The sequence below is a fragment of the Streptomyces sp. NPDC096324 genome, from assembly GCF_044763015.1.
In the GTDB taxonomy this organism is placed as follows: Bacteria; Actinomycetota; Actinomycetes; order Streptomycetales; family Streptomycetaceae; genus Streptomyces.
On sequence record NZ_JBIWFK010000001.1, the window covers coordinates 520,409 to 539,187 of the forward strand.

Sequence of the window (18,779 nt, forward strand, 5' to 3'; positions counted from 1 at the left end):
GCTCAGTCCACCGTCACCCATGGAGTTCGCCGTGCGCCTCACCCCACCCCTCAAGGCCGCCGCCGCCGTAGCGGTGCTCCTCGCCGCCACCGCCTGCGGATCGTCCGGTACGGGCTCCTCCGCGTCCACCGGCCTCAACCCGCCCGACCTCAAGGCGCAGTCGAAGCTCGGCAGGACCGAGGGCCAGGTCAACCTGATCGCCTGGGCCGGCTATGTCGAGGACGGTTCCAACGACCCCAAGGTCGACTGGGTCGGCGACTTCGAGAAGCAGACCGGCTGCCAGGTCAACTCCAAGGTCGCCGCCAGCTCCGACGAGATGGTCAAGCTGATGAAGACCGGCCAGTACGACGCCGTCTCCGCCTCCGGGGACGCCTCCCTGCGCCTCATCGCCTCGGGCGACGCGGCCCCGGTCAACACCGGCCTCGTCCCGAACTACAAGAACGTCTTCAGCGGCCTGAAGAAGGGCGCCTGGAACTCCGTCAAGGGCCAGATGTACGGCATCCCGCACGGCCGGGGCGCCAACCTGCTGATGTACAACACCGAGAAGGTCAGCCCCGCCCCCACCTCCTGGTCCGCGGTCTTCGACGACGCCCCGGCGAACAAGGGCCACGTCACCGCGTACGACTCGCCGATCTACATCGCCGACGCGGCGCTGTATCTGAAGGCCACCAAGCCCGAGTTGAAGATCAAGGACCCCTACGCGCTCGACCAGAAGCAGTTCGACGCGGCCGTCGACCTGCTGAAGAAGCAGAGCGCGAACGTGGGGGAGTACTGGAGCGACTACCTCAAGGAGATCTCCGCCTTCAAGAGCGGCGACTCCGTGGTCGGCACCACCTGGCAGGTCATCGCCAACCTCACGGCCGACGAGGGCGCCAAGGTGAAGGCCTTCGTGCCCGAGGAGGGCTCCACGGGCTGGTCCGACACCTGGATGGTCTCCGCCAAGGCCAAGCACCCCAACTGCGCCTACAAGTGGATGGACTGGATCATCTCGCCGAAGGTGAACGCCCAGGTGGCCGAGTACTTCGGTGAGGCGCCGGCCAACTCCGAGGCGTGCCGGTACACGAGTGACAAGTCCTTCTGCGACACCTACCACGCCACCGACGAGAGCTACTGGAAGAACATCGCGTTCTGGAACACGCCCATCGAGCAGTGCCTCGACGGCCGCACCGACGTCAAGTGCGTCCCGTACGCCAAGTGGGTCCAGGCCTGGACCGAGATCAAGGGCTGACCGAACGATGACCTCCACCCCGCAGGCCGCCGGACGCTCCCCCGTCCGGCGGCTCGCGGGGACACTGCACCGGCACTCCCGGCTGCGGCTGTCCCTGCTGCTGACCGCACCCCTGCTCTGGCTGACGGTTCTTTATCTCGGCTCGCTGGCCGTGCTGTTCGTCTCGGCGTTCTGGACGACGAACTCCTTCACCTCCGAGGTCGTGAAGGTCTGGTCGACCGACAACTTCCACCAACTCCTCACCACCCCCGTCTACCGCCAGGTGATCCTGCGCAGCGTCGGCGTCGCCCTCGCGGTCACCGCCCTGTGCGCGGTGATCGCGTTGCCCGTCGCCTTCTACACGGCCCGGATCGCCCGGCCCGAGCGGCGCCCGCTGCTGGTCGTCGCCATCCTGACCCCGCTGTGGGCGAGTTACCTCGTCAAGGTGTACGCCTGGCGGCTGATTCTCTCTCAGGACGGCCTGGCCGACTGGGTGTTGAAGCCCCTCGGGCTGAGCGGACCCGGGTACGGGATCACGGCCGCGATCATCGCGCTGACCTACCTCTGGCTGCCGTACATGATCCTGCCGATCCACACCGCGCTGGAGCAGTTGCCCGCCAACCTGCTGGACGCGTCGGCGGACCTGGGGGCCCGCGCGGGCCGCACCTTCCGGTCGGTGGTGCTGCCGATGGTCCTGCCGTCCGTCGCGGCCGGCTCGGTGTTCACCTTCTCGCTCAGCCTCGGCGACTACATCACCGTGCAGATCGTCGGCGGCAAGACCCAGCTCATCGGCAACGTCGTCTACTCCAACATCGAACTGAACCTGCCCATGGCCGCCGCGCTCGGCACGGTCCCCGTCGTGGTCATCGTGGTGTACCTCCTCGCGATGCGCCGCACGGGCGCCCTGAGCAGTCTCTGAGGAGCCCGCTGTGCAACTCTCCCGTCCCGCGCGTATCGCGCTGCGCGTCGCCGCCGGGCTCGGCTTCGCCTTCATCTACGTGCCCCTCGCCCTCGTCCTGGTCAACTCCTTCAACCGGGACCGCAGCGCGAGCTGGCCGCCGTCCGGGCTCACCTTCCACTGGTGGTCGGTCGCCTGGGAGAACGAGGGGGCCCGCGCCGCCCTGTGGGTCTCGGTCAAGGCCGGGCTCGGCGCCACGGCGATCGCGCTGGTGCTGGGCACGCTCGTCGCCTTCGCGGTCGCCCGCCACCGGTTCTTCGGCCGGGGCACCATCTCCTTCGTGGTCGTGCTGCCGATCGCGCTGCCCGGCATCGTCACGGGCATCGCGCTCAACTCGGCGTTCAGCACGGTGCTCCAACCGCTCGGCGTCGGACTCGGCATGTTCACCGTGATCGTCGGCCACGCCACCTTCTGCATCGTCGTCGTCTTCAACAACGTGGTCGCCCGGCTGCGCCGTACGTCAGGAACGTACGAGGAAGCGGCGATGGACCTGGGCGCGGACACCTTCCGGGCCTTCGTCGACGTCACGTTCCCGCTGGTGCGCTCCGCGCTCCTGGCCGGCGCGCTGCTCGCCTTCGCGCTGTCCTTCGACGAGATCGTCGTGACGACGTTCACGGCCGGGCCCGGCATCGAGACCCTGCCGATCTGGATCTTCGACAACATGACCCGGCCCCGGCAGGCACCGGTCGTGAACGTCGTGGCCGCCGTGCTCGTCCTGCTCTCGGTGTTCCCGATCTACGTGGCCCAGCGCCTGTCCGCGGACACGGCCACCGAGAGCAGGATCTGAGGGCCGCGCGAACCGCCCCTCACAAGAGCCGGTCCCCACAGGGAAGTATGTGACATAGTACTGATGTGAGTAGGCCCGTTACCTGCGATGTCGTGATCGTCGGAGCCGGAATGGTCGGCGCCGCCTGTGCCTTGTACGCGGCTCGCGAGGGCCTCGACGTCGCCGTGGTGGACCGCGGCCCCGTGGCCGGCGGGACGACCGGCGCGGGTGAGGGCAATCTCCTCGTCTCCGACAAGGAACCCGGCCCCGAACTCGACCTCGCCCTGCTCTCCGGACGACTGTGGGCCGACCTCGCCGAGGAGCACGGGAAAGCGGTCGAGTACGAGGCCAAGGGCGGTCTCGTCGTGGCCTCCACCCCCGCGGGCCTGGCCGCGCTGGAGACGTTCGCGGCGGGTCAGCGGACGGCCGGCGTGCTGGCCGAACCAGTCGCCGCCGACCAACTGCACGACCTGGAACCGTACTTGGCCCCAGGACTCGCGGGCGGCGTCCGCTATCCCCAGGACACCCAGGTGATGCCCGCCCTCGCGGCCGCCCGACTTCTCAAGGCGTCGGGGGCGCGGCTGCTGACCGGGCGCACCGTGACGGAGGTGCTGCGCGCGAGGGACGGCTCGGTCCGCGGAGTGCGCACCGACCGGGGCGACCTGCACGCACCCGCCGTCGTCAACGCGGCCGGCACCTGGGGCGCCGAGGTGGCCTCGCTCGCGGGCGTCACGCTCCCCGTCCTGCCACGCCGGGGATTCGTCCTCGTCACCGAGCCCCTGCCGCGCCGGGTGCGCCACAAGGTGTACGCCGCGGACTACGTCGCCGACGTCGCCAGCGACTCGGCCGCTCTCCAGACGTCGCCGGTGGTGGAGGGGACCGCGGCCGGCCCGATCCTGATCGGCGCGAGCCGGGAACGCGTCGGCTTCGACCGGTCGTTCTCGCTGCCCGTCGTGCGGGAACTGGCCGCGGGCGCCACACGGCTCTTTCCCTTCCTGTCCGAGGTGCGCGCCCTGCGGACCTACCTCGGATTCCGGCCCTACCTGCCCGACCATCTGCCCGCCATCGGCCCCGACCCCCGGGCGCCCGGCCTCCTCCACGCCTGCGGGCACGAGGGAGCCGGCATCGGACTGTCCACCGGCACCGGACAGTTGATCGCGCGGGTCCTGGCCGGCACGGCACCCGGCCTCGACCTCACACCGTTCCGGCCCGACCGCTTCCCCGAGGAGGCCGTGTGAACCCGCTGGACCTCGTACGGGCCGAACCCGGCCCCGCCTTCACGGTCACCCTCGACGGCCGGGCCGTCGAGGTGCTGCCCGGCCGGACCGTCGCCGCCGCGCTCTGGGCCGAGGGCATCACCTCGTGGCGCACCACCCGTGACGCGGGCCGGCCCCGTGGGGTCTTCTGCGGCATCGGCGTCTGCTTCGACTGCCTCGTCACCGTCAACGACCGTCCCAACCAACGGGCTTGTCTGGTTCCGCTGGCGCCCGGTGACACCATCCGCACCCAGGAAGGCACCGGCCACGATGACTGAGGGACCCCACCGCCTCGCGGTGATCGGCGCGGGTCCGGCCGGTCTCGCCGCCTCCCTGGCCGCGGCGGCACGCGGCGTCCACGTGACGCTGATCGACTCGGCGGTGGCGGCGGGCGGACAGTTCTACCGCCGGCCCGCGAGCGGCCTGGGCGCCCGGCGGCCCCGCGCGTTGCACCACCGGTGGCACACCTGGGAGCGACTGGAACGGGGGCTCGCCCGACACCTGGAGGCGGGTACGGTCCGGCACTTGACGGACCATCATGTCTGGCTGGTCGAGCGGCCCGGGGCGACGGGCGCACGGCCGGGATTCACCGTCCACGCCCTCCTCGGCCCGCTCCAGGAGGAGTCCGTCGCCCTGCGCGCCGACGCCGTGCTCCTCGCCACCGGCGGATACGAGAAGGTGCTGCCCTTCCCCGGCTGGACCCTGCCCGGAGTCGTGACCGCCGGCGGGGCCCAGGCACTGCTCAAGGGCGGCCTCGTCGTGCCGGGACACAGAGCCGTCGTCGTGGGAAGCGGGCCGCTGCTGCTGCCCGTGGCGACCTCCCTCGCCGCCGCCGGGGTCGAGGTCGCCGCGCTCGTGGAGTCCCTCGATCCGAGAAGGCTGCCGCGCGGCGGCGGGGCGCTGGCGGCCGAGCCGGGCAAGATCGCCGAGGCGGCCCTGTACGCGGCCCGGCTCCTGCGCCACCGCGTCCCGTTCGTCCCGCGTCACACCGTCGTGGAAGCCCACGGCGAGGGCCGGCTCGAAGCCGTCACCGTCGCCGCGCTCGGCCCCGACGGGCGGGTACGGCCCGGAACGGAGCGGCGGATCCCGTGCGAGGCGCTCGCCGTCGGGCACGGGATGGTCCCGCACACCGATCTCGCCGAGGCGCTCGGCTGCCGGACCGACGCCTCGGGGGTGGACGTGGACGAGGAGCAGCGCACCGACGTGCCCGGCGTCTGGGCCGCCGGTGAGACCACGGGAATCGGTGGTGCCGCGCTCTCCCTGGCCGAGGGGCATCTCGCGGGCCGGTCGGTGGCGGCCCGGCTGCGTGGCGTCGAACCCGATCCGCGCTCGGCCGCCCGGGCCGTCAGGGTCCGCGCGAGAGCGCGCGCGTTCGCCTCCGCGCTGGACGCCGTGTACCGGCCGCCCGCCCACTGGGCGGAGCAGGTCACCGACGAGACCGTCGTGTGCCGCTGCGAGGAGGTCACGGCCGGCCGCGTCCGCGAGGCCGTCACCGACCTCGGCGCGGGCGACGTCCGCACGGTCAAGCTGCTCACGCGCGCCGGGATGGGGTGGTGCCAGGGCCGGATCTGCGAACCGGCCGTCGCCGGACTCGCCGGCTGCGAACAGGTGGCCGCACGAAGGCTGTTGGCGCGCCCGGTACCGCTCGGCGTCCTCGCCCGCGCCGGTGCGGAGGACGACGACCCGTCGCCCGGCACGGGCCCGCCTCCCGGCCTGCGCTGACGCTCCTCGCCGGGCCCGGAACGAAGCCCGGCACCGGCGCGGCCCGTCCCCCGCCTCGCCGCGGGCCACCTCGACCGACAGTAAAATGTCACACCCTATTGAGAGAGGATGAGCACCTCATGACCGACACCCCCGACAGCCGTCGCCCCTGGCACGGAGTCCTCGTCGCCACCGCGCTCCCGCTGAACGACGACCTCGGTGTCGACCACGGCCGGTACGCCGACCACTGCGTCTGGCTCGTCGAGAACGGCTGCGACGGCGTCGTACCGAACGGCTCCCTCGGTGAGTACCAGGTGCTCACCCCCGAAGAGCGGGCCAAGGTCGTCGAGACCGCCGTCGCCGCGATCGGCGGTTCCCGGGTCATGCCCGGCGTCGCCGCGTACGGCTCGGCGGAGGCCCGCCGCTGGGCCGAGCAGGCCAGGGACGCGGGCTGCGGCGCCGTGATGCTGCTGCCGCCCAACTCCTACCGCGCGGACGAGCGTTCCGTCCTCGCCCACTACGAGGAGGTCGCCCGGGCGGGCGTCCCGGTCGTCGCCTACAACAACCCGATCGACACCAAGGTCGACCTGGTGCCCGAACTCCTCGCGAAGCTGCACGCCGCCGGCTTCGTCCAGGCGGTCAAGGAGTTCTCCGGAGATGTGCGCCGCGCCTACCGCATCGCCGAACTCGCCCCGGAACTCGACCTGTTGATCGGCGCCGACGACGTCCTCCTCGAACTCGCCGTGGCGGGGGCCAAGGGCTGGGTGGCCGGATACCCGAACGCGCTGCCCCGGGCGAGCGTCGAGCTCTACCGCGCCGCCGTCGCCGGTGACCTCGACACGGCGGGCAAGCTCTACCGGCAGCTGCACCCACTGCTGCGCTGGGACTCCCAGGTCGAGTTCGTCCAGGCCATCAAGCTGTCCATGGACATCGTCGGCCGCCACGGCGGTCCGGTCCGGCCGCCGCGCGTCCCGCTGCTGCCCGAACAGGAGGCCGCGGTGCGCCGCGCGACGGACCAGGCCGTCGCCGCCGGTCTCGCCTGAGCCGGCCCAGCCCTCCGCCGCCGGTCCCGCCCGAGCCGGCCCGCCGGCACCTCCGCCACCGTCCAGCCACCCGTCGAGATCACTCAGGAGTCCCATGCGCAGCAAACTCGTCCTGCACGCCGTCGACTCGCACACCGAGGGCATGCCCACCCGGGTGATCACCGGCGGGATCGGCACCGTCCCGGGCGCGACCATGAACGAGCGGCGGCTCCACTTCCGCGAGCACCGCGACGACATCAAGCAGCTCCTCATGAACGAGCCGCGCGGGCACGCGGCGATGAGCGGAGCCGTCCTCCAGCCGCCGACCCGCCCCGACTGCGACTACGGCGTGATCTACATCGAGGTGTCGGGCTATCTGCCGATGTGCGGGCACGGCACGATCGGGGTCGCGACCGTGCTGGTGGAGACCGGCATGGTCGAGGTCGTCGAGCCGGTCACGACGATCCGGCTCGACACCCCCGCGGGTGTCGTCGTCGCCGAGGTCGCCGTGGAGGACGGCGCGGCCAAGGAGGTCACGCTCAGGAACGTGCCGTCGTTCGCCGTCGGCCTCGACCGCAAGGCCACGCTGGCCGACGGGCGCACGGTGACGTACGACCTGGCCTACGGCGGCAACTTCTACGCGATCCTGCCGCTGGAGCAGTTCGGCCTGCCCTTCGACCGCTCCCGCAAGGAGGAGATCCTCGCGGCGGGCCTCGCGCTCATGGACGCGGTCAACGCCGAGGGCGAGCCCGTGCACCCCGAGGACCCGTCGATCCGCGGCTGCCACCACGTCCACCTGTACGCGCCCGAGGCGACATCTCGTTACTCGCGGCACGCGATGGCGATCCACCCCGGCTGGTTCGACCGCTCGCCCTGCGGTACGGGCACCAGCGCGCGCATGGCCCAGCTCCACGCCCGGGGTGAACTCCCGCTGGACACCGAGTTCGTGAACGAGTCCTTCATCGGCACGCGGTTCACCGGGCGGCTGCTCGGCACCACCGAGGTCGCCGGAGTGCCCGCCGTGCTGCCCAGCTTCACGGGCCGCGCCTGGATCACCGGAACCGCCCAGTACCTGCTCGACCCCTCGGACCCGTTCCCGGCCGGGTTCGTCCTGTGAGCGGCCCCGCGCCGGGGCGTAGATACTGGTGCTCTCAGTAAGACGTGACATGGCACAGAATCCCGGGGCGGCAGAACGACGGCGCGCCGGCCCGTACGAGGAGACCTTGATGGCCGCCCAGCGCAGCAGCGAACCCTCAGCAGCTCCCGACCTGCCCACGCTGGGCGGCAGGCGCAGCAGCTACCGCGAGCGCGTGGCCGACGCGCTGCGCGCCGCGCTGATCGCGGGCGAGCTGCGGCCCGGCGAGGTGTACTCGGCGCCGACGCTGGCGGCCCGCTTCGGCGTCTCGGCGACGCCGGTCCGCGAGGCCATGCTCGACCTGGCCAAGGAGGGCCTGGTCGACACGGTCCCCAACAAGGGATTCCGGGTCACGGCGGTCTCCGAGGAGCAGCTCGACGAGTACACCCACATCCGCTCGCTCATCGAGATCCCCACCGTCGTAGGGCTGGCCACCACGGCCGATGCCGTCTCGCTGGAGGCGCTGCGTCCGGCCGCCCGGGAGATCGTGACGGCGGCGGCCGCCGGCGACCTCATCGCCTACGTGGAGGCGGACATCCGCTTCCACCTCGGCCTGCTGGCCCTCGCGGGCAACTCCCATCTGGTGGAGGTGGTCGGCGACCTGCGCAAGCGCTCGCGGCTGTACGGGCTCGACGCCCTGGTCCGGGCGGGCCGGCTGGAGGCCTCGGCCCGGGAGCACCTGGAACTCCTCGACGCCCTCCTGGAACGCGACGAGCGTGCCGTGCGCGCGGTGATGACGCGCCACCTCGGCCACGTCCGCGGTCTGTGGGCGGCGCCCTGAGGGTTCCCCGGTGCGGCCTGAAACGACCGGGCTCCCGGGGCGTGAACCTACTGGACCCCAGGGCGTGAACCGCCGGCCCCGCCGGGAGTGAGACCACCGGGCCCGCCCGGCGTGAAACCGCCGGGCCCGTCCCGGCGCCGGACCCGGCCCCGCGGTCGGGAACCGGCCGAAGTTCTACGCAAGCGATTTGCAATTCTTGCGCTATTCTTGCGCTCATGACGCGACGACTTGCTCAGGTGGCGAAGAAGGTCGGGGTCAGCGAGGCCACGGTCAGCCGGGTGCTCAACGGCAAGCCGGGTGTCTCCGACTCCACTCGGCAGGCGGTCCTGTCCGCCCTGGACGTCCTCGGCTACGAGCGGCCCACCCAGCTCCGCGGTGAACGCGCGCGGCTCGTGGGGCTCGTCCTGCCCGAGCTGCAGAACCCGATCTTTCCGGCGTTCGCCGAGGTGATCGGCGGTGCGCTCGCCCAGCTCGGGCTCACCCCGGTGCTGTGCACCCAGACCAAGGGCGGGGTCTCCGAGGCCGACTACGTGGACCTCCTTCTCCAGCAGCAGGTCTCCGGGGTGGTGTTCGCCGGCGGTCTGTACGCGCAGGCCGACGCGCCGCACGACCACTACCGCGAGCTCGCCGACCGCAACATCCCGGTGGTGCTGGTCAACGCGGCCATCGAGCACCTCGGCTTCCCCTGCGTCTCCTGCGACGACGCCGTCGCCGTCGAGCAGGCGTGGCGCCATCTCGACTCGCTCGGCCACGAGCGGATCGGACTCGTCCTCGGCCCCGGCGACCACATGCCCTCGGGCCGCAAGCTCGCGGCCGCGCGCGCCCTGGCCCCGGATCTGCCGGACGCGTACGTGGCACGGGCGATGTTCTCGCTGGAGGGCGGCCAGGCCGCGGCCACCAGGCTGCTCGACCAGGGGGTCACCGGCATCATCTGCGCCAGCGACCCGCTCGCGCTCGGCGCCGTTCGGGCCGCCCGCCGCAAGGGGCTCAGCGTCCCCGGCGAGATCTCCGTCGTCGGGTACGACGACTCGGCCTTCATGAACTGCACCGAACCCCCGCTGACGACGGTCCGCCAGCCCATCGAGGCCATGGGGCGCGCCGCCGTGGAACTGCTCAACGCGCAGATCGGCGGCAGCAGTGTGACCCCCGAGGAGCTGCTGTTCGAGCCGGAGCTGGTGGTGCGCGGGTCGACCGCGCAGGCTCCCCGCGGCTGAGCCTCGGACGAGGGCCCGCCGGCGCCGGTGACCGGGTCGTCGCACCACGCGGCGGCCCGGCGGTCTTTCCGGGGCCGTTGACTCCGCTACGCAACCACCTGCAACGCAGACCCCCAACCCCTGTCAAATAATTACAGATTCTGCGCGACATCTTGCGGACGGATGTCGTCGGTGCTTGAGTGTGCGGCGCCAGAACACGGCGGCACGCCCGCCGTGGGCCTTCCTCGCTCCAGCCCGAAGGGGTCCACCAATGAGAAGTACCGGGTTCCGCCGTAGTCTCGTCATGCTCATGGCGTCCTCCGTCGCGCTCTCGGCCGCCGCGTGCGGTTCGAGCGGCGACGACGATGCGGCCAACGGAAAGACCCGCATCACCGTCAACTGCGAGCCGCCGAAGAGCGCCAAGGTCGACCGCTCGTTCTTCGACGCCGACACCAAGGCGTTCGAGAAGGCCAACCCGGGCATCGACGTCGCCATGCACGACGCGTTCCCGTGTCAGGACCCCAAGACCTTCGACGCCAAGCTGGCCGGCGGCCAGATGGAGGACGTGTTCTACACGTACTTCACCGACGCCAAGCACGTCGTCGACGTCAACCAGGCCGCCGACATCACGAGTTACGTCAAGGACCTCAAGAGCTACAGCACCATCCAGCAGCAACTCCGTGACATCTACACGGTCGACGGCAAGATCTACGGCATCCCGCGCACCGGCTACTCGATGGGCCTCATCTACAACAAGGCCCTCTTCAAGAAGGCCGGCCTCGACCCCGACAAGCCCCCGGCCACCTGGGAGGAGCTGCGCGCGGACGCCAAGAAGATCGCCGCGCTCGGCAACGGAACGGTCGGTTACGCCGACTACAGCGCCCAGAACCAGGGCGGCTGGCACTTCACCGCCGAGCTGTACTCGCAGGGCGGCGACGTCGTCTCCGAGGACGGCAAGAAGGCGACGGTCGACACGGCCGAGGGCAAGGCGGTCCTGCAGAACCTGAAGGACATGCGCTGGAGCGACAACTCCATGGGCAGCAAGCAGCTCCTCGTCATCAACGACGTGCAGCAGATGATGGGCTCCGGCAAGCTCGGCATGTACCTCTCCGCGCCCGACAACATCCCGATCCTGGTCAAGGAGAAGGGCGGCAACTACAACGACCTCGGCCTGGCGCCGATGCCCGGCGGCAAGGGAACGCTCATCGGCGGCGACGGCTACATGTTCAACAAGAAGGACTCGCCGGCCCAGATCAAGGCGGGCCTCAAGTGGCTCGACTCCATGTTCCTGACGCCCGGCGACGGCTTCCTCGGTGACTACGCCCGCGCCAAGCAGAACAACGCGCCCGTCGGACTGCCCGAACCGCGCCTGTTCACCGGCGCGGCCGACGACAAGGACCAGCAGGTCAAGAAGGCCAACGCCAACGTGCCCGTCGAGAACTACCAGGCCTTCCTCGACGGCAACCAGAGCCTCGACATGAAGATCGAGCCGCCGCAGGCCCAGCAGATCTACTCCGTCCTCGACGCCGCCGTGTCCGCGGTCCTCACCAAGAAGGACGCCGACATCGACCAGCTCCTCAAGGACGCCTCCGGCAAGATCGACTCCATCCTGGCCCGAGGCTGACACCGTTCATGAAGACCGCATCGAAGCCCCCCGCAGTGCTCCCTCCGGCCGCCGTCGGCGCGCCGGAGGCGCCGCGGTCGGCCGGGCGCCGGACCGGGGGACCGTGGCGCCGGCGCCTGGCCGACCAGTTCCGCGCCTACGCCTTCCTCGCCGGAGGCCTGCTCTGCTTCGCCCTGTTCTCCTGGTACCCGGCGATCCGCGCCGTCGTGATCGCCTTCCAGAAGTACACGCCGGGCAGCGGCGGCGAGTGGGTCGGCACCGCCAACTTCACCCGGGTCTTCCACGACCCGGAGTTCACGGCCGCCTGGCGCAACACCCTCACCTTCACCCTCCTCGCCCTGCTCATCGGCTTCGCCGTCCCCTTCGTGATGGCGCTCGTCCTCAATGAACTGCGGCACGCCAAGGCGTTCTTCCGGGTCGTGGTCTATCTGCCGGTGATGATCCCGCCGGTGGTCAGCGCCCTGCTGTGGAAGTGGTTCTACGATCCCGGAGCCGGTCTCGCCAACGAGACGCTGCGCGCGCTGCACCTGCCGACCTCGAACTGGTCCAACGGCGCCGACACCGCGCTCGTCTCCCTGGTCATCGTCGCGACCTGGGCCAACCTCGGCGGCACCGTCCTCATCTACCTGGCCGCGCTGCAAAGCATCCCCGGCGAGCTGTACGAGGCGGCCGAGCTGGACGGCGCGAGCCTGCTCCAGCGCATCCGCCATGTGACGATCCCTCAGACGCGCTTCATCATCCTGATGCTGATGCTGCTTCAGATCATCGCCACCATGCAGGTGTTCACCGAACCCTTCGTGATCACCGGCGGCGGCCCCGAGGACAAGACCGTCACGGTGCTCTACCTGATCTACAAGTACGCCTTCCTCTACAACGACTTCGGCGGAGCCTGCGCCCTGAGCGTCATGCTGCTCGTCCTGCTCAGCGCCTTCTCCGCCCTCTACCTGCGGCTGACCCGCTCCGAAGGGGAGGACGCGTGAGCACCCGCACCCTCGTGTCTCCGCTCGCCCTGGCCCGCCCGCGCGGCAGAGCCGTCTACTGGACCGTCTTCGGCGGCGTCGTCCTGCTCTTCGCGCTGGCCTTCCTCTTCCCCGTCTACTGGATGGTCACCGGCGCCATGAAGTCGCCGGACGAGGTCACCCGCACCCCGCCCACCCTGCTGCCGGAACACTGGCACCTCGGCGGCTACACCGACGCGTGGGACCTGATGGACCTGCCCACCCACCTGTGGAACACCGTCGTCCAGGCCACGGGCGCCTGGGTGCTCCAGCTCGTCTTCTGCACGGCCGCCGCCTACGCCCTGTCCAGACTGAAGCCGGCCTTCGGCAAGGTGATCCTCGGCGGCATCCTCGCCACCCTGATGGTCCCCGTGCAGGCCCTGGTGGTCCCCAAGTACCTGACCGTCGCCGACCTGCCCGTCCTGCACACCAGCCTGCTCAACTCCCCGCTCGGCATCTGGCTGCCGGCCGTCGCCAACGCCTTCAACCTCTATCTCCTCAAGCGCTTCTTCGACCAGATACCGCGCGACGTCCTGGAGGCCGCCGAGATCGACGGCGCCGGAAAACTGCGCACCCTGTGGTCGATCGTGCTGCCGATGTCCCGGCCCGTCCTCGGAGTCGTGTCGATCTTCGCCCTGGTCGCCGTCTGGCAGGACTTCCTCTGGCCGCTGATGGTCTTCTCCGACACCGACAAGCAGCCCATCAGCGTGGCGCTCGTGCAGCTCTCGCAGAACATCCAGCTCACCGTGCTCATCGCCGCGATGGTGATCGCCAGCATTCCCATGGTCGTGATGTTCCTGGTGTTCCAGCGGCACATCATCGCCGGGATCAGCGCGGGCAGCACCAAGGGCTGACGCCCGCACCCGACCCCCTCGAACGAAAGGCAACGCACCGTGGGACAGCCCCGCCCTGCCCGAAATCAGTCCGCGTGGTGGCGTTCCGCCGTCATCTACCAGGTCTACGTCCGCAGCTTCGCGGACGGCGACGGCGACGGCACCGGCGACCTCGCGGGTGTCCGCGCCAGACTCCCGTACCTCGCCGAACTCGGTGTGGACGCCCTGTGGTTCAACCCCTGGTATCTCTCGCCGCTGGCCGACGGCGGCTACGACGTCGCCGACTACCGCACCATCGACCCGGCCTTCGGGACACTCGCCGAGGCCGAGAAACTCATCGCCGAGGCCCGTGAGCTGGGCATCCGCACCCTGGTCGACATCGTGCCGAACCACGTCTCCGACCAGCACCCCTGGTTCCGGGCCGCGCTGGCCGGCGGCCCGGAGCGCGAGCTCTTCCACTTCCGCCCCGGACGCGGCGAACACGGCGAACTCCCGCCCAACGACTGGCCGTCCCAGTTCGCGGGCTCCACCGAACCGGTGTGGACCCGGCTGCCCGACGGCGACTGGTACCTCCACCTCTTCACCCCCCAGCAGCCCGACCTCAACTGGGCGCACCCGGCCGTCCGCCGGGAACACGAGGAGATCCTGCGCTTCTGGTTCGAGCGGGGGGTCGCGGGTGTCCGCATCGACTCGGCCGCGCTTTTGGCCAAGGACCCGGACCTGCCCGACTTCGTCGAGGGCCGCGACCCGAACCCGTACGTCGACCGCGACGAGCTCCACGACATCTACCGCTCCTGGCGGACGGTCGCCGACGCCTACGACGGCGTCTTCGTCGGCGAGGTGTGGCTCCCCGACTCCGAGCGCTTCGCCCGCTACCTGCGCCCCGACGAACTGCACACCGCCTTCAACTTCTCCTTTCTGTCCTGCCCCTGGGACGCCGGACGGCTGCGGACCTCCATCGACGAGACCCTCGCCGAACACGCCCCCGTCGGCGCGCCCGCCACCTGGGTGCTGTGCAACCACGACGTGACCCGCACGGTCACCCGCTACGGGCGTACGGAGACCGGCTTCGACTTCGCGGCCAAGGCCTTCGGCACCCCCACCGACCTGGCCCTCGGCACCCGCCGGGCCCGCGCCGCGGCGCTGCTCTCGCTCGCCCTGCCCGGCTCCGTGTACCTGTACCAGGGAGAGGAACTCGGCCTTCCCGAGGTCGAGTTGCCGCTCGACAGCATCCAGGACCCGATGCACTCGCGCTCCGGCGGCACGGACCCGGGCCGCGACGGCTGCCGGGTCCCGCTGCCCTGGACGGCCGCGGAACCGTACGCCGGATTCGGCGGCGAACCCTGGCTCCCGCAGCCCGCGGAGTGGCCCACGTACGCCGCCGACGGCCAGGCGGACGATCCCGGGTCCATGCTGAGCCTCTACCGTGCCGCGCTCCGCGTGCGCCGCACCGAACCGGGCTTCGGGGACGGCGGGTTCGGCTGGCTGCCCGCACCGGAGGGTGTCCTCGCCTTCACCCGCGCGGACGGACTGCTCTGCGTGGTCAACCTGGCCGACGGCCCGGTCGAACTCCCGGAGCACTCCCGGATCCTGCTCCACAGCGGCCCGCTGGACGCCGACGGGTTCCTTCCGCCGGACACGGCGGTCTGGCTGCGCGCCTGAGCGGGCCCGCACCGCAGGGCACCGTTCCCACGGGTGTCACCGATCGGACGGAGGAGCGTCCTCGACGACCGGCTCCCCGCGTTTCGCCGCCTGGATCTGCTCGTACACATGGGTCCGCAGCTCGGCGAAGCGCGGGGCGACCCGGGTGCGCAACTGGTCCCGCTCCTCGGGAAGATCGACCTTCAGCTGCTCCCGTACGACGGTGGGGGAGCCCGAGAGGACCAGGACCCGCTCGCCCAGATAGACGGCCTCGTCGATGTCATGGGTCACGAACAGGATGGTGATTCCGCGCTGCCGCCACAGCTTGCGTACCAGATCCTCCAGATCGGCGCGGGTCTGCGCGTCGACCGCCGCGAACGGCTCGTCCATGAGCAGTACTTCGGGCTCGTACGCCAGGGCCCGCGCGATGGCGACCCGCTGCTGCATCCCGCCCGAGAGCTGCCACGGATAGGCTTTCGCGGCGTCGGCCAGGCCCACGGACTCCAGCGCGTCGTCGACCAGTTCCCGGCGCTGCCATTTGCTCAGGCTCTTCTGTCTCAGGGGGAGTTCGACGTTCTCGCCGACCCTCATCCAGGGGAACAGACTGCGGCCGTACTCCTGGAACACGAACGCCATGCCCGGCGGCGGGCCGGTCACCCGCCGGCCCCCGAGCAGGACCTGGCCCGACGTCGGCGCCAGCAGACCGCCCACACACTTCAGCAGGGTGGTCTTGCCGCAGCCCGACGGGCCGACCAGGCAGACGAGTTCACCCGCGTCGACCGTGAACGTGAGATCGCGGACCGCCTCCACCCGGCGCCCCGACCCCTCGTAGACCTTCCGGAGGCCGGATACGACCAAAGACGCGTGCATGGACCGCCCTTTCACGAGCGTCGTCACGGGGACCGCCTGGAGGAGTCGCGCAGACCGTGGTACCAGCCGAGGACCCGGCGTTCGACCACCTGGAGGACGGCCGAGAGGAGGAAGCCGAGCAGGCCGAGGACGAGGATCCCGGTCCACATGTCGGGGATCGCGAAGCCGCGCTGGAACTGCACGATGGTGAAGCCGAGTCCGTTGCTCGCCGCGAACATCTCGCTGATGACCATCAGGATGATGCCGATGGACAGCGCCTGGCGCAGCCCCGCGAAGATCTGCGGGCTCGCGGACGGCAGGACGACGGACCGGATCCGCGCCGGACCCGTGATGCCGTACGAGCGGGCCGTCTCGGACATCACGGAGTCGACGGCGCGCACGCCCTCGATCGTGTTGAGCAGGATCGGCCACACGCAGCCGCTCGCGATCACGACGATCTTCATCGTGTCCCCGATGCCCGCGAACAGCATGATGACCGGAACGAGGACGGGCGGCGGCACCGCGCGCAGGAACTCCAGGACCGGTTCGCACACCGCCCGCACCTTCCGGTACGAGCCGATGAGCGTCCCGAGGGCGATCCCCACGGTCGCGGCCGACGCGTAGCCGGCGAGCAGTCGCAGCAGGCTGGGCACCAGATCGGCGCGGAGCCGCGCGCGGGTCCAGACGTCGGGGAACGTCCTGAGGATCGTGCGCAGCGGGGGCCAGTAGACATTGCCGCTGCCGTCCGAGGCGAGCCACCACAGGCCGACCAGCAGCGCGGGGAGCGCGACGACGAACAGCGCGCGCAGCAGGAGGCCGCCCCACGGGTTCGGCCTCGTCCGGCCCGCCGGGACGTCCGTCATACCGCCACCTCCCCGCGTACGGACTGGTGCCAGGCCAGCGCGTACCGCTCCACCGACCGGGCACCCACGTTGATCAGCAGTCCGAGCAGTCCGGTCACCACGATCAGCGCGTACATCTCGGGCACCGCCTGCGAGGTCTGGGCGACCGCGATGCGGGCGCCCAGTCCCGGTGCGCCGATGACGAGTTCGGCGGTGACCGTGAGGATGAGCGCGACGGCCGCGGCGAGCCGGACCCCCGTCATGACGTACGGGAGCGCGGTGGGCCACAGCACATGTCGGATCCGGGCCCAGGCGCCGAGACCGTACGAGCGTGCCGTCTCCTCCGCCACCGGGTCCACGTCCCGCACGCCGTACATGACCTGGACGAGGACCTGCCAGAAGGACGCGTACACGACCAGCAGGAGCACCGACCGCAGCTCGGTGCCGTAGAGGAGGACGGCGAGCGGGATCAGGGCCACGGAGGGGATGGGGCGCAGGAACTCGATCGTCGAGGCGGTCGCCTCGCGCAGATACGGCACGACCGAGACGACCACCCCCACCACGACGCCCGCCGCCACCGCGATCGCCAGCCCCAGCGCCCAGCCCGTGAGGGTGTCGCCCAGGTCGGTCCAGAAGGTCGCGTCGTCGAGCTCGTCACCGAGAGCCCCCACGATCCGGCTGGTGGGCGGGAAGAACTGCTCCTTGACGATGCCGAGCCGCGGCACCGCCTCGCCGAGGGCGAGGAAGGCCGCGAGCCCGGCGGCGCCCAGTGCGGCGTTCACGGCCCGGCCGGGGGAGCCGCCACGCGCTCGCGTCCGTGTCACGGCAGCAGCTTGTCCAGATCGGGCGCCGTCTTGAAGAGGCCGTCCCGCTCGCCCAGCTTCTCCAGCGTCTCGATCGAGGCCCGGTTCGGCTCGGCCGGCCACTTCGGCAGGGTCACCTTCGCCAGGACGGCCGCGGGGATCTTGGTGTACGTGGTGACGATCTGCCGGACCTCGTCCGGGTGCGCGTCGGCGTACGCGAGGGACTCCGCGGTCGCCTCCTGGAAGTCCTTGACCACGTCGGGGTGTTGCTGCGCGTACTGGTTCGAGGTGAAGTACATGGCGACGGTGAGGTTCTTCGCCACGTCGACCAGGGCGGAGGCGATCTCGGTCGCGCCCTGGCTCTTGACGGTGGCGAGCGCCGGCTCGACCACCATCGCCGCGTCGATCTGTCCCTTGTCGAGGGCCGCGGGCATCAGGTCGAAGGCGAGCTCGACGAACTTCACCTTGGAGGGATCGCCGCCGGCCTTGCGCACCGACTCGCGCACGGCCGTCTCGTTGATGTTCTTCAGTGTGTTGACGGCGACCTTCTTGCCCTCCAGGTCCTTCGGCGACGCGATGGAGCTGCCCTTCCTGACCGTGATGGCGCCGAAGTCCGCGCCCGTGACGCCGGTCGAGGCGACGCCGTTCGCGATGGCCTTCACGGGAACGCTGTTGGACTGGGCGATCATCAGCGAGGTCACGTTGGAGAACCCGAACTGGAACTGGCCCGACACGACACCCGGGACGATCGCGGCGCCGCCCTGCGCGGTCGTCATCGACAGGGTCAGTCCGTGCTTCTTGTAGAAGCCCTTCTTCTGGCCCAGATAGACGGGGGCGACATCGACGATGGGGATGACCCCCAGCTTGACGGTGGTGGTGCCGCCGGACGAAGAGTTCTTGTCCGAGGCGCCACCGCCGCCGGACGAGCCGCAGGCCGACGCGGCGACCAGTAAGGCTCCGGCCGCGATCCCGGCGAGCAGACGACGCATGGCTCCTCCTGTGCAGACGAGAGTGTTCCGACAGGGCGTGCGCACACCGCACAATGGTGCTCAGCGCGAAGGTAGAACCCTGTCCGTGCCGGGTCAATGGCCTTGGCTGACAATATTGTTGACAGTTATCGAAGTGTGCTCCCGTCCCGGACGAGAGCACTCCGTGTGTCCCTCTGGAGGC

Annotated in this window: 18 protein-coding genes; 14 read left to right on the plus strand and 4 right to left on the minus strand. The window is 70.8% G+C overall.

All coding sequences use genetic code 11. The annotated features are described in order from the left end of the window. The first annotated feature begins 19 nt into the window (after nucleotides 1-19). From ACIQ7M_RS02190 to ACIQ7M_RS02255, 14 genes are all read left to right on the plus strand, one after another. Nucleotides 20-1,228, plus strand: a complete 1,209-nt coding sequence (locus tag ACIQ7M_RS02190) for an ABC transporter substrate-binding protein (RefSeq protein WP_403638791.1) — start codon at nucleotides 20-22, stop codon at nucleotides 1,226-1,228. Nucleotides 1,229-1,235: 7 nt separating this feature from the next. After that, nucleotides 1,236-2,126, plus strand: a complete 891-nt coding sequence (locus ACIQ7M_RS02195; protein WP_403638793.1) for an ABC transporter permease — start codon at nucleotides 1,236-1,238, stop codon at nucleotides 2,124-2,126. 10 nt (nucleotides 2,127-2,136) lie between these two features. Continuing rightward, nucleotides 2,137-2,952: an ABC transporter permease gene (locus ACIQ7M_RS02200; RefSeq protein ID WP_403638795.1), complete on the plus strand. Its 816-nt coding sequence runs from the start codon at nucleotides 2,137-2,139 to the stop codon at nucleotides 2,950-2,952. Nucleotides 2,953-3,017: 65 nt separating this feature from the next. Beyond that, nucleotides 3,018-4,169 carry an NAD(P)/FAD-dependent oxidoreductase gene (locus ACIQ7M_RS02205; protein WP_403638797.1) on the plus strand — a complete coding sequence of 384 codons (1,152 nt, stop codon included), beginning with the start codon at nucleotides 3,018-3,020 and terminating at the stop codon, nucleotides 4,167-4,169. Further along, complete coding sequence (locus ACIQ7M_RS02210) at nucleotides 4,166-4,465, plus strand: (2Fe-2S)-binding protein (protein WP_355762157.1); 300 nt, start codon at nucleotides 4,166-4,168, stop codon at nucleotides 4,463-4,465. Before ACIQ7M_RS02205 ends, ACIQ7M_RS02210 begins: the two co-directional genes overlap by 4 nt. Then, nucleotides 4,458-5,909, plus strand: a complete 1,452-nt coding sequence (locus ACIQ7M_RS02215; protein ID WP_403638799.1) for an FAD-dependent oxidoreductase — start codon at nucleotides 4,458-4,460, stop codon at nucleotides 5,907-5,909. Before ACIQ7M_RS02210 ends, ACIQ7M_RS02215 begins: the two co-directional genes overlap by 8 nt. A 119-nt stretch (nucleotides 5,910-6,028) precedes the next feature. Then, nucleotides 6,029-6,931 (plus strand): dihydrodipicolinate synthase family protein, encoded by a 903-nt coding sequence (locus tag ACIQ7M_RS02220; RefSeq protein WP_355762162.1) that lies wholly within the window; start codon nucleotides 6,029-6,031, stop codon nucleotides 6,929-6,931. 94 nt (nucleotides 6,932-7,025) lie between these two features. Continuing rightward, a complete protein-coding gene (locus tag ACIQ7M_RS02225; protein ID WP_403638802.1) occupies nucleotides 7,026-8,027 on the plus strand; it encodes a proline racemase family protein in 1,002 nt (333 codons plus the stop codon). 109 nt (nucleotides 8,028-8,136) lie between these two features. Beyond that, complete coding sequence (locus ACIQ7M_RS02230; protein WP_403639240.1) at nucleotides 8,137-8,826, plus strand: GntR family transcriptional regulator; 690 nt, start codon at nucleotides 8,137-8,139, stop codon at nucleotides 8,824-8,826. A gap of 215 nt (nucleotides 8,827-9,041) precedes the next feature. Continuing rightward, nucleotides 9,042-10,040, plus strand: a complete 999-nt coding sequence (locus tag ACIQ7M_RS02235; RefSeq protein ID WP_386983546.1) for a LacI family DNA-binding transcriptional regulator — start codon at nucleotides 9,042-9,044, stop codon at nucleotides 10,038-10,040. Between the two features lie 250 nt (nucleotides 10,041-10,290). Beyond that, nucleotides 10,291-11,643 carry an extracellular solute-binding protein gene (locus tag ACIQ7M_RS02240; protein WP_355762170.1) on the plus strand — a complete coding sequence of 451 codons (1,353 nt, stop codon included), beginning with the start codon at nucleotides 10,291-10,293 and terminating at the stop codon, nucleotides 11,641-11,643. Between the two features lie 8 nt (nucleotides 11,644-11,651). Beyond that, nucleotides 11,652-12,623, plus strand: coding sequence for a carbohydrate ABC transporter permease (locus tag ACIQ7M_RS02245; RefSeq protein WP_403638804.1), 972 nt, complete (start codon nucleotides 11,652-11,654; stop codon nucleotides 12,621-12,623). After that, nucleotides 12,620-13,495: a carbohydrate ABC transporter permease gene (locus ACIQ7M_RS02250; protein WP_403638807.1), complete on the plus strand. Its 876-nt coding sequence runs from the start codon at nucleotides 12,620-12,622 to the stop codon at nucleotides 13,493-13,495. The genes ACIQ7M_RS02245 and ACIQ7M_RS02250 overlap by 4 nt, the downstream gene beginning before the upstream one ends. 39 nt (nucleotides 13,496-13,534) lie before the next feature. Further along, nucleotides 13,535-15,136, plus strand: coding sequence for a glycoside hydrolase family 13 protein (locus tag ACIQ7M_RS02255; protein ID WP_403638809.1), 1,602 nt, complete (start codon nucleotides 13,535-13,537; stop codon nucleotides 15,134-15,136). A gap of 36 nt (nucleotides 15,137-15,172) precedes the next feature. Here ACIQ7M_RS02255 and ACIQ7M_RS02260 read toward each other — a convergent pair whose 3' ends face one another. The 4 genes from ACIQ7M_RS02260 to ACIQ7M_RS02275 are packed head-to-tail and all read right to left on the minus strand — an operon-like array spanning nucleotide 15,173 to nucleotide 18,598. Then, nucleotides 15,173-15,985 (minus strand): ABC transporter ATP-binding protein, encoded by an 813-nt coding sequence (locus ACIQ7M_RS02260; protein WP_355762180.1) that lies wholly within the window; start codon nucleotides 15,983-15,985, stop codon nucleotides 15,173-15,175. A gap of 23 nt (nucleotides 15,986-16,008) precedes the next feature. Further along, nucleotides 16,009-16,827: an ABC transporter permease gene (locus ACIQ7M_RS02265; protein WP_403638811.1), complete on the minus strand. Its 819-nt coding sequence runs from the start codon at nucleotides 16,825-16,827 to the stop codon at nucleotides 16,009-16,011. Continuing rightward, a complete protein-coding gene (locus ACIQ7M_RS02270; protein ID WP_403638813.1) occupies nucleotides 16,824-17,630 on the minus strand; it encodes an ABC transporter permease in 807 nt (268 codons plus the stop codon). Before ACIQ7M_RS02270 ends, ACIQ7M_RS02265 begins: the two co-directional genes overlap by 4 nt. Continuing rightward, nucleotides 17,627-18,598, minus strand: coding sequence for an ABC transporter substrate-binding protein (locus ACIQ7M_RS02275; RefSeq protein WP_403638815.1), 972 nt, complete (start codon nucleotides 18,596-18,598; stop codon nucleotides 17,627-17,629). The genes ACIQ7M_RS02270 and ACIQ7M_RS02275 overlap by 4 nt, the downstream gene beginning before the upstream one ends. Between the last annotated feature and the right edge of the window lie 181 nt (nucleotides 18,599-18,779).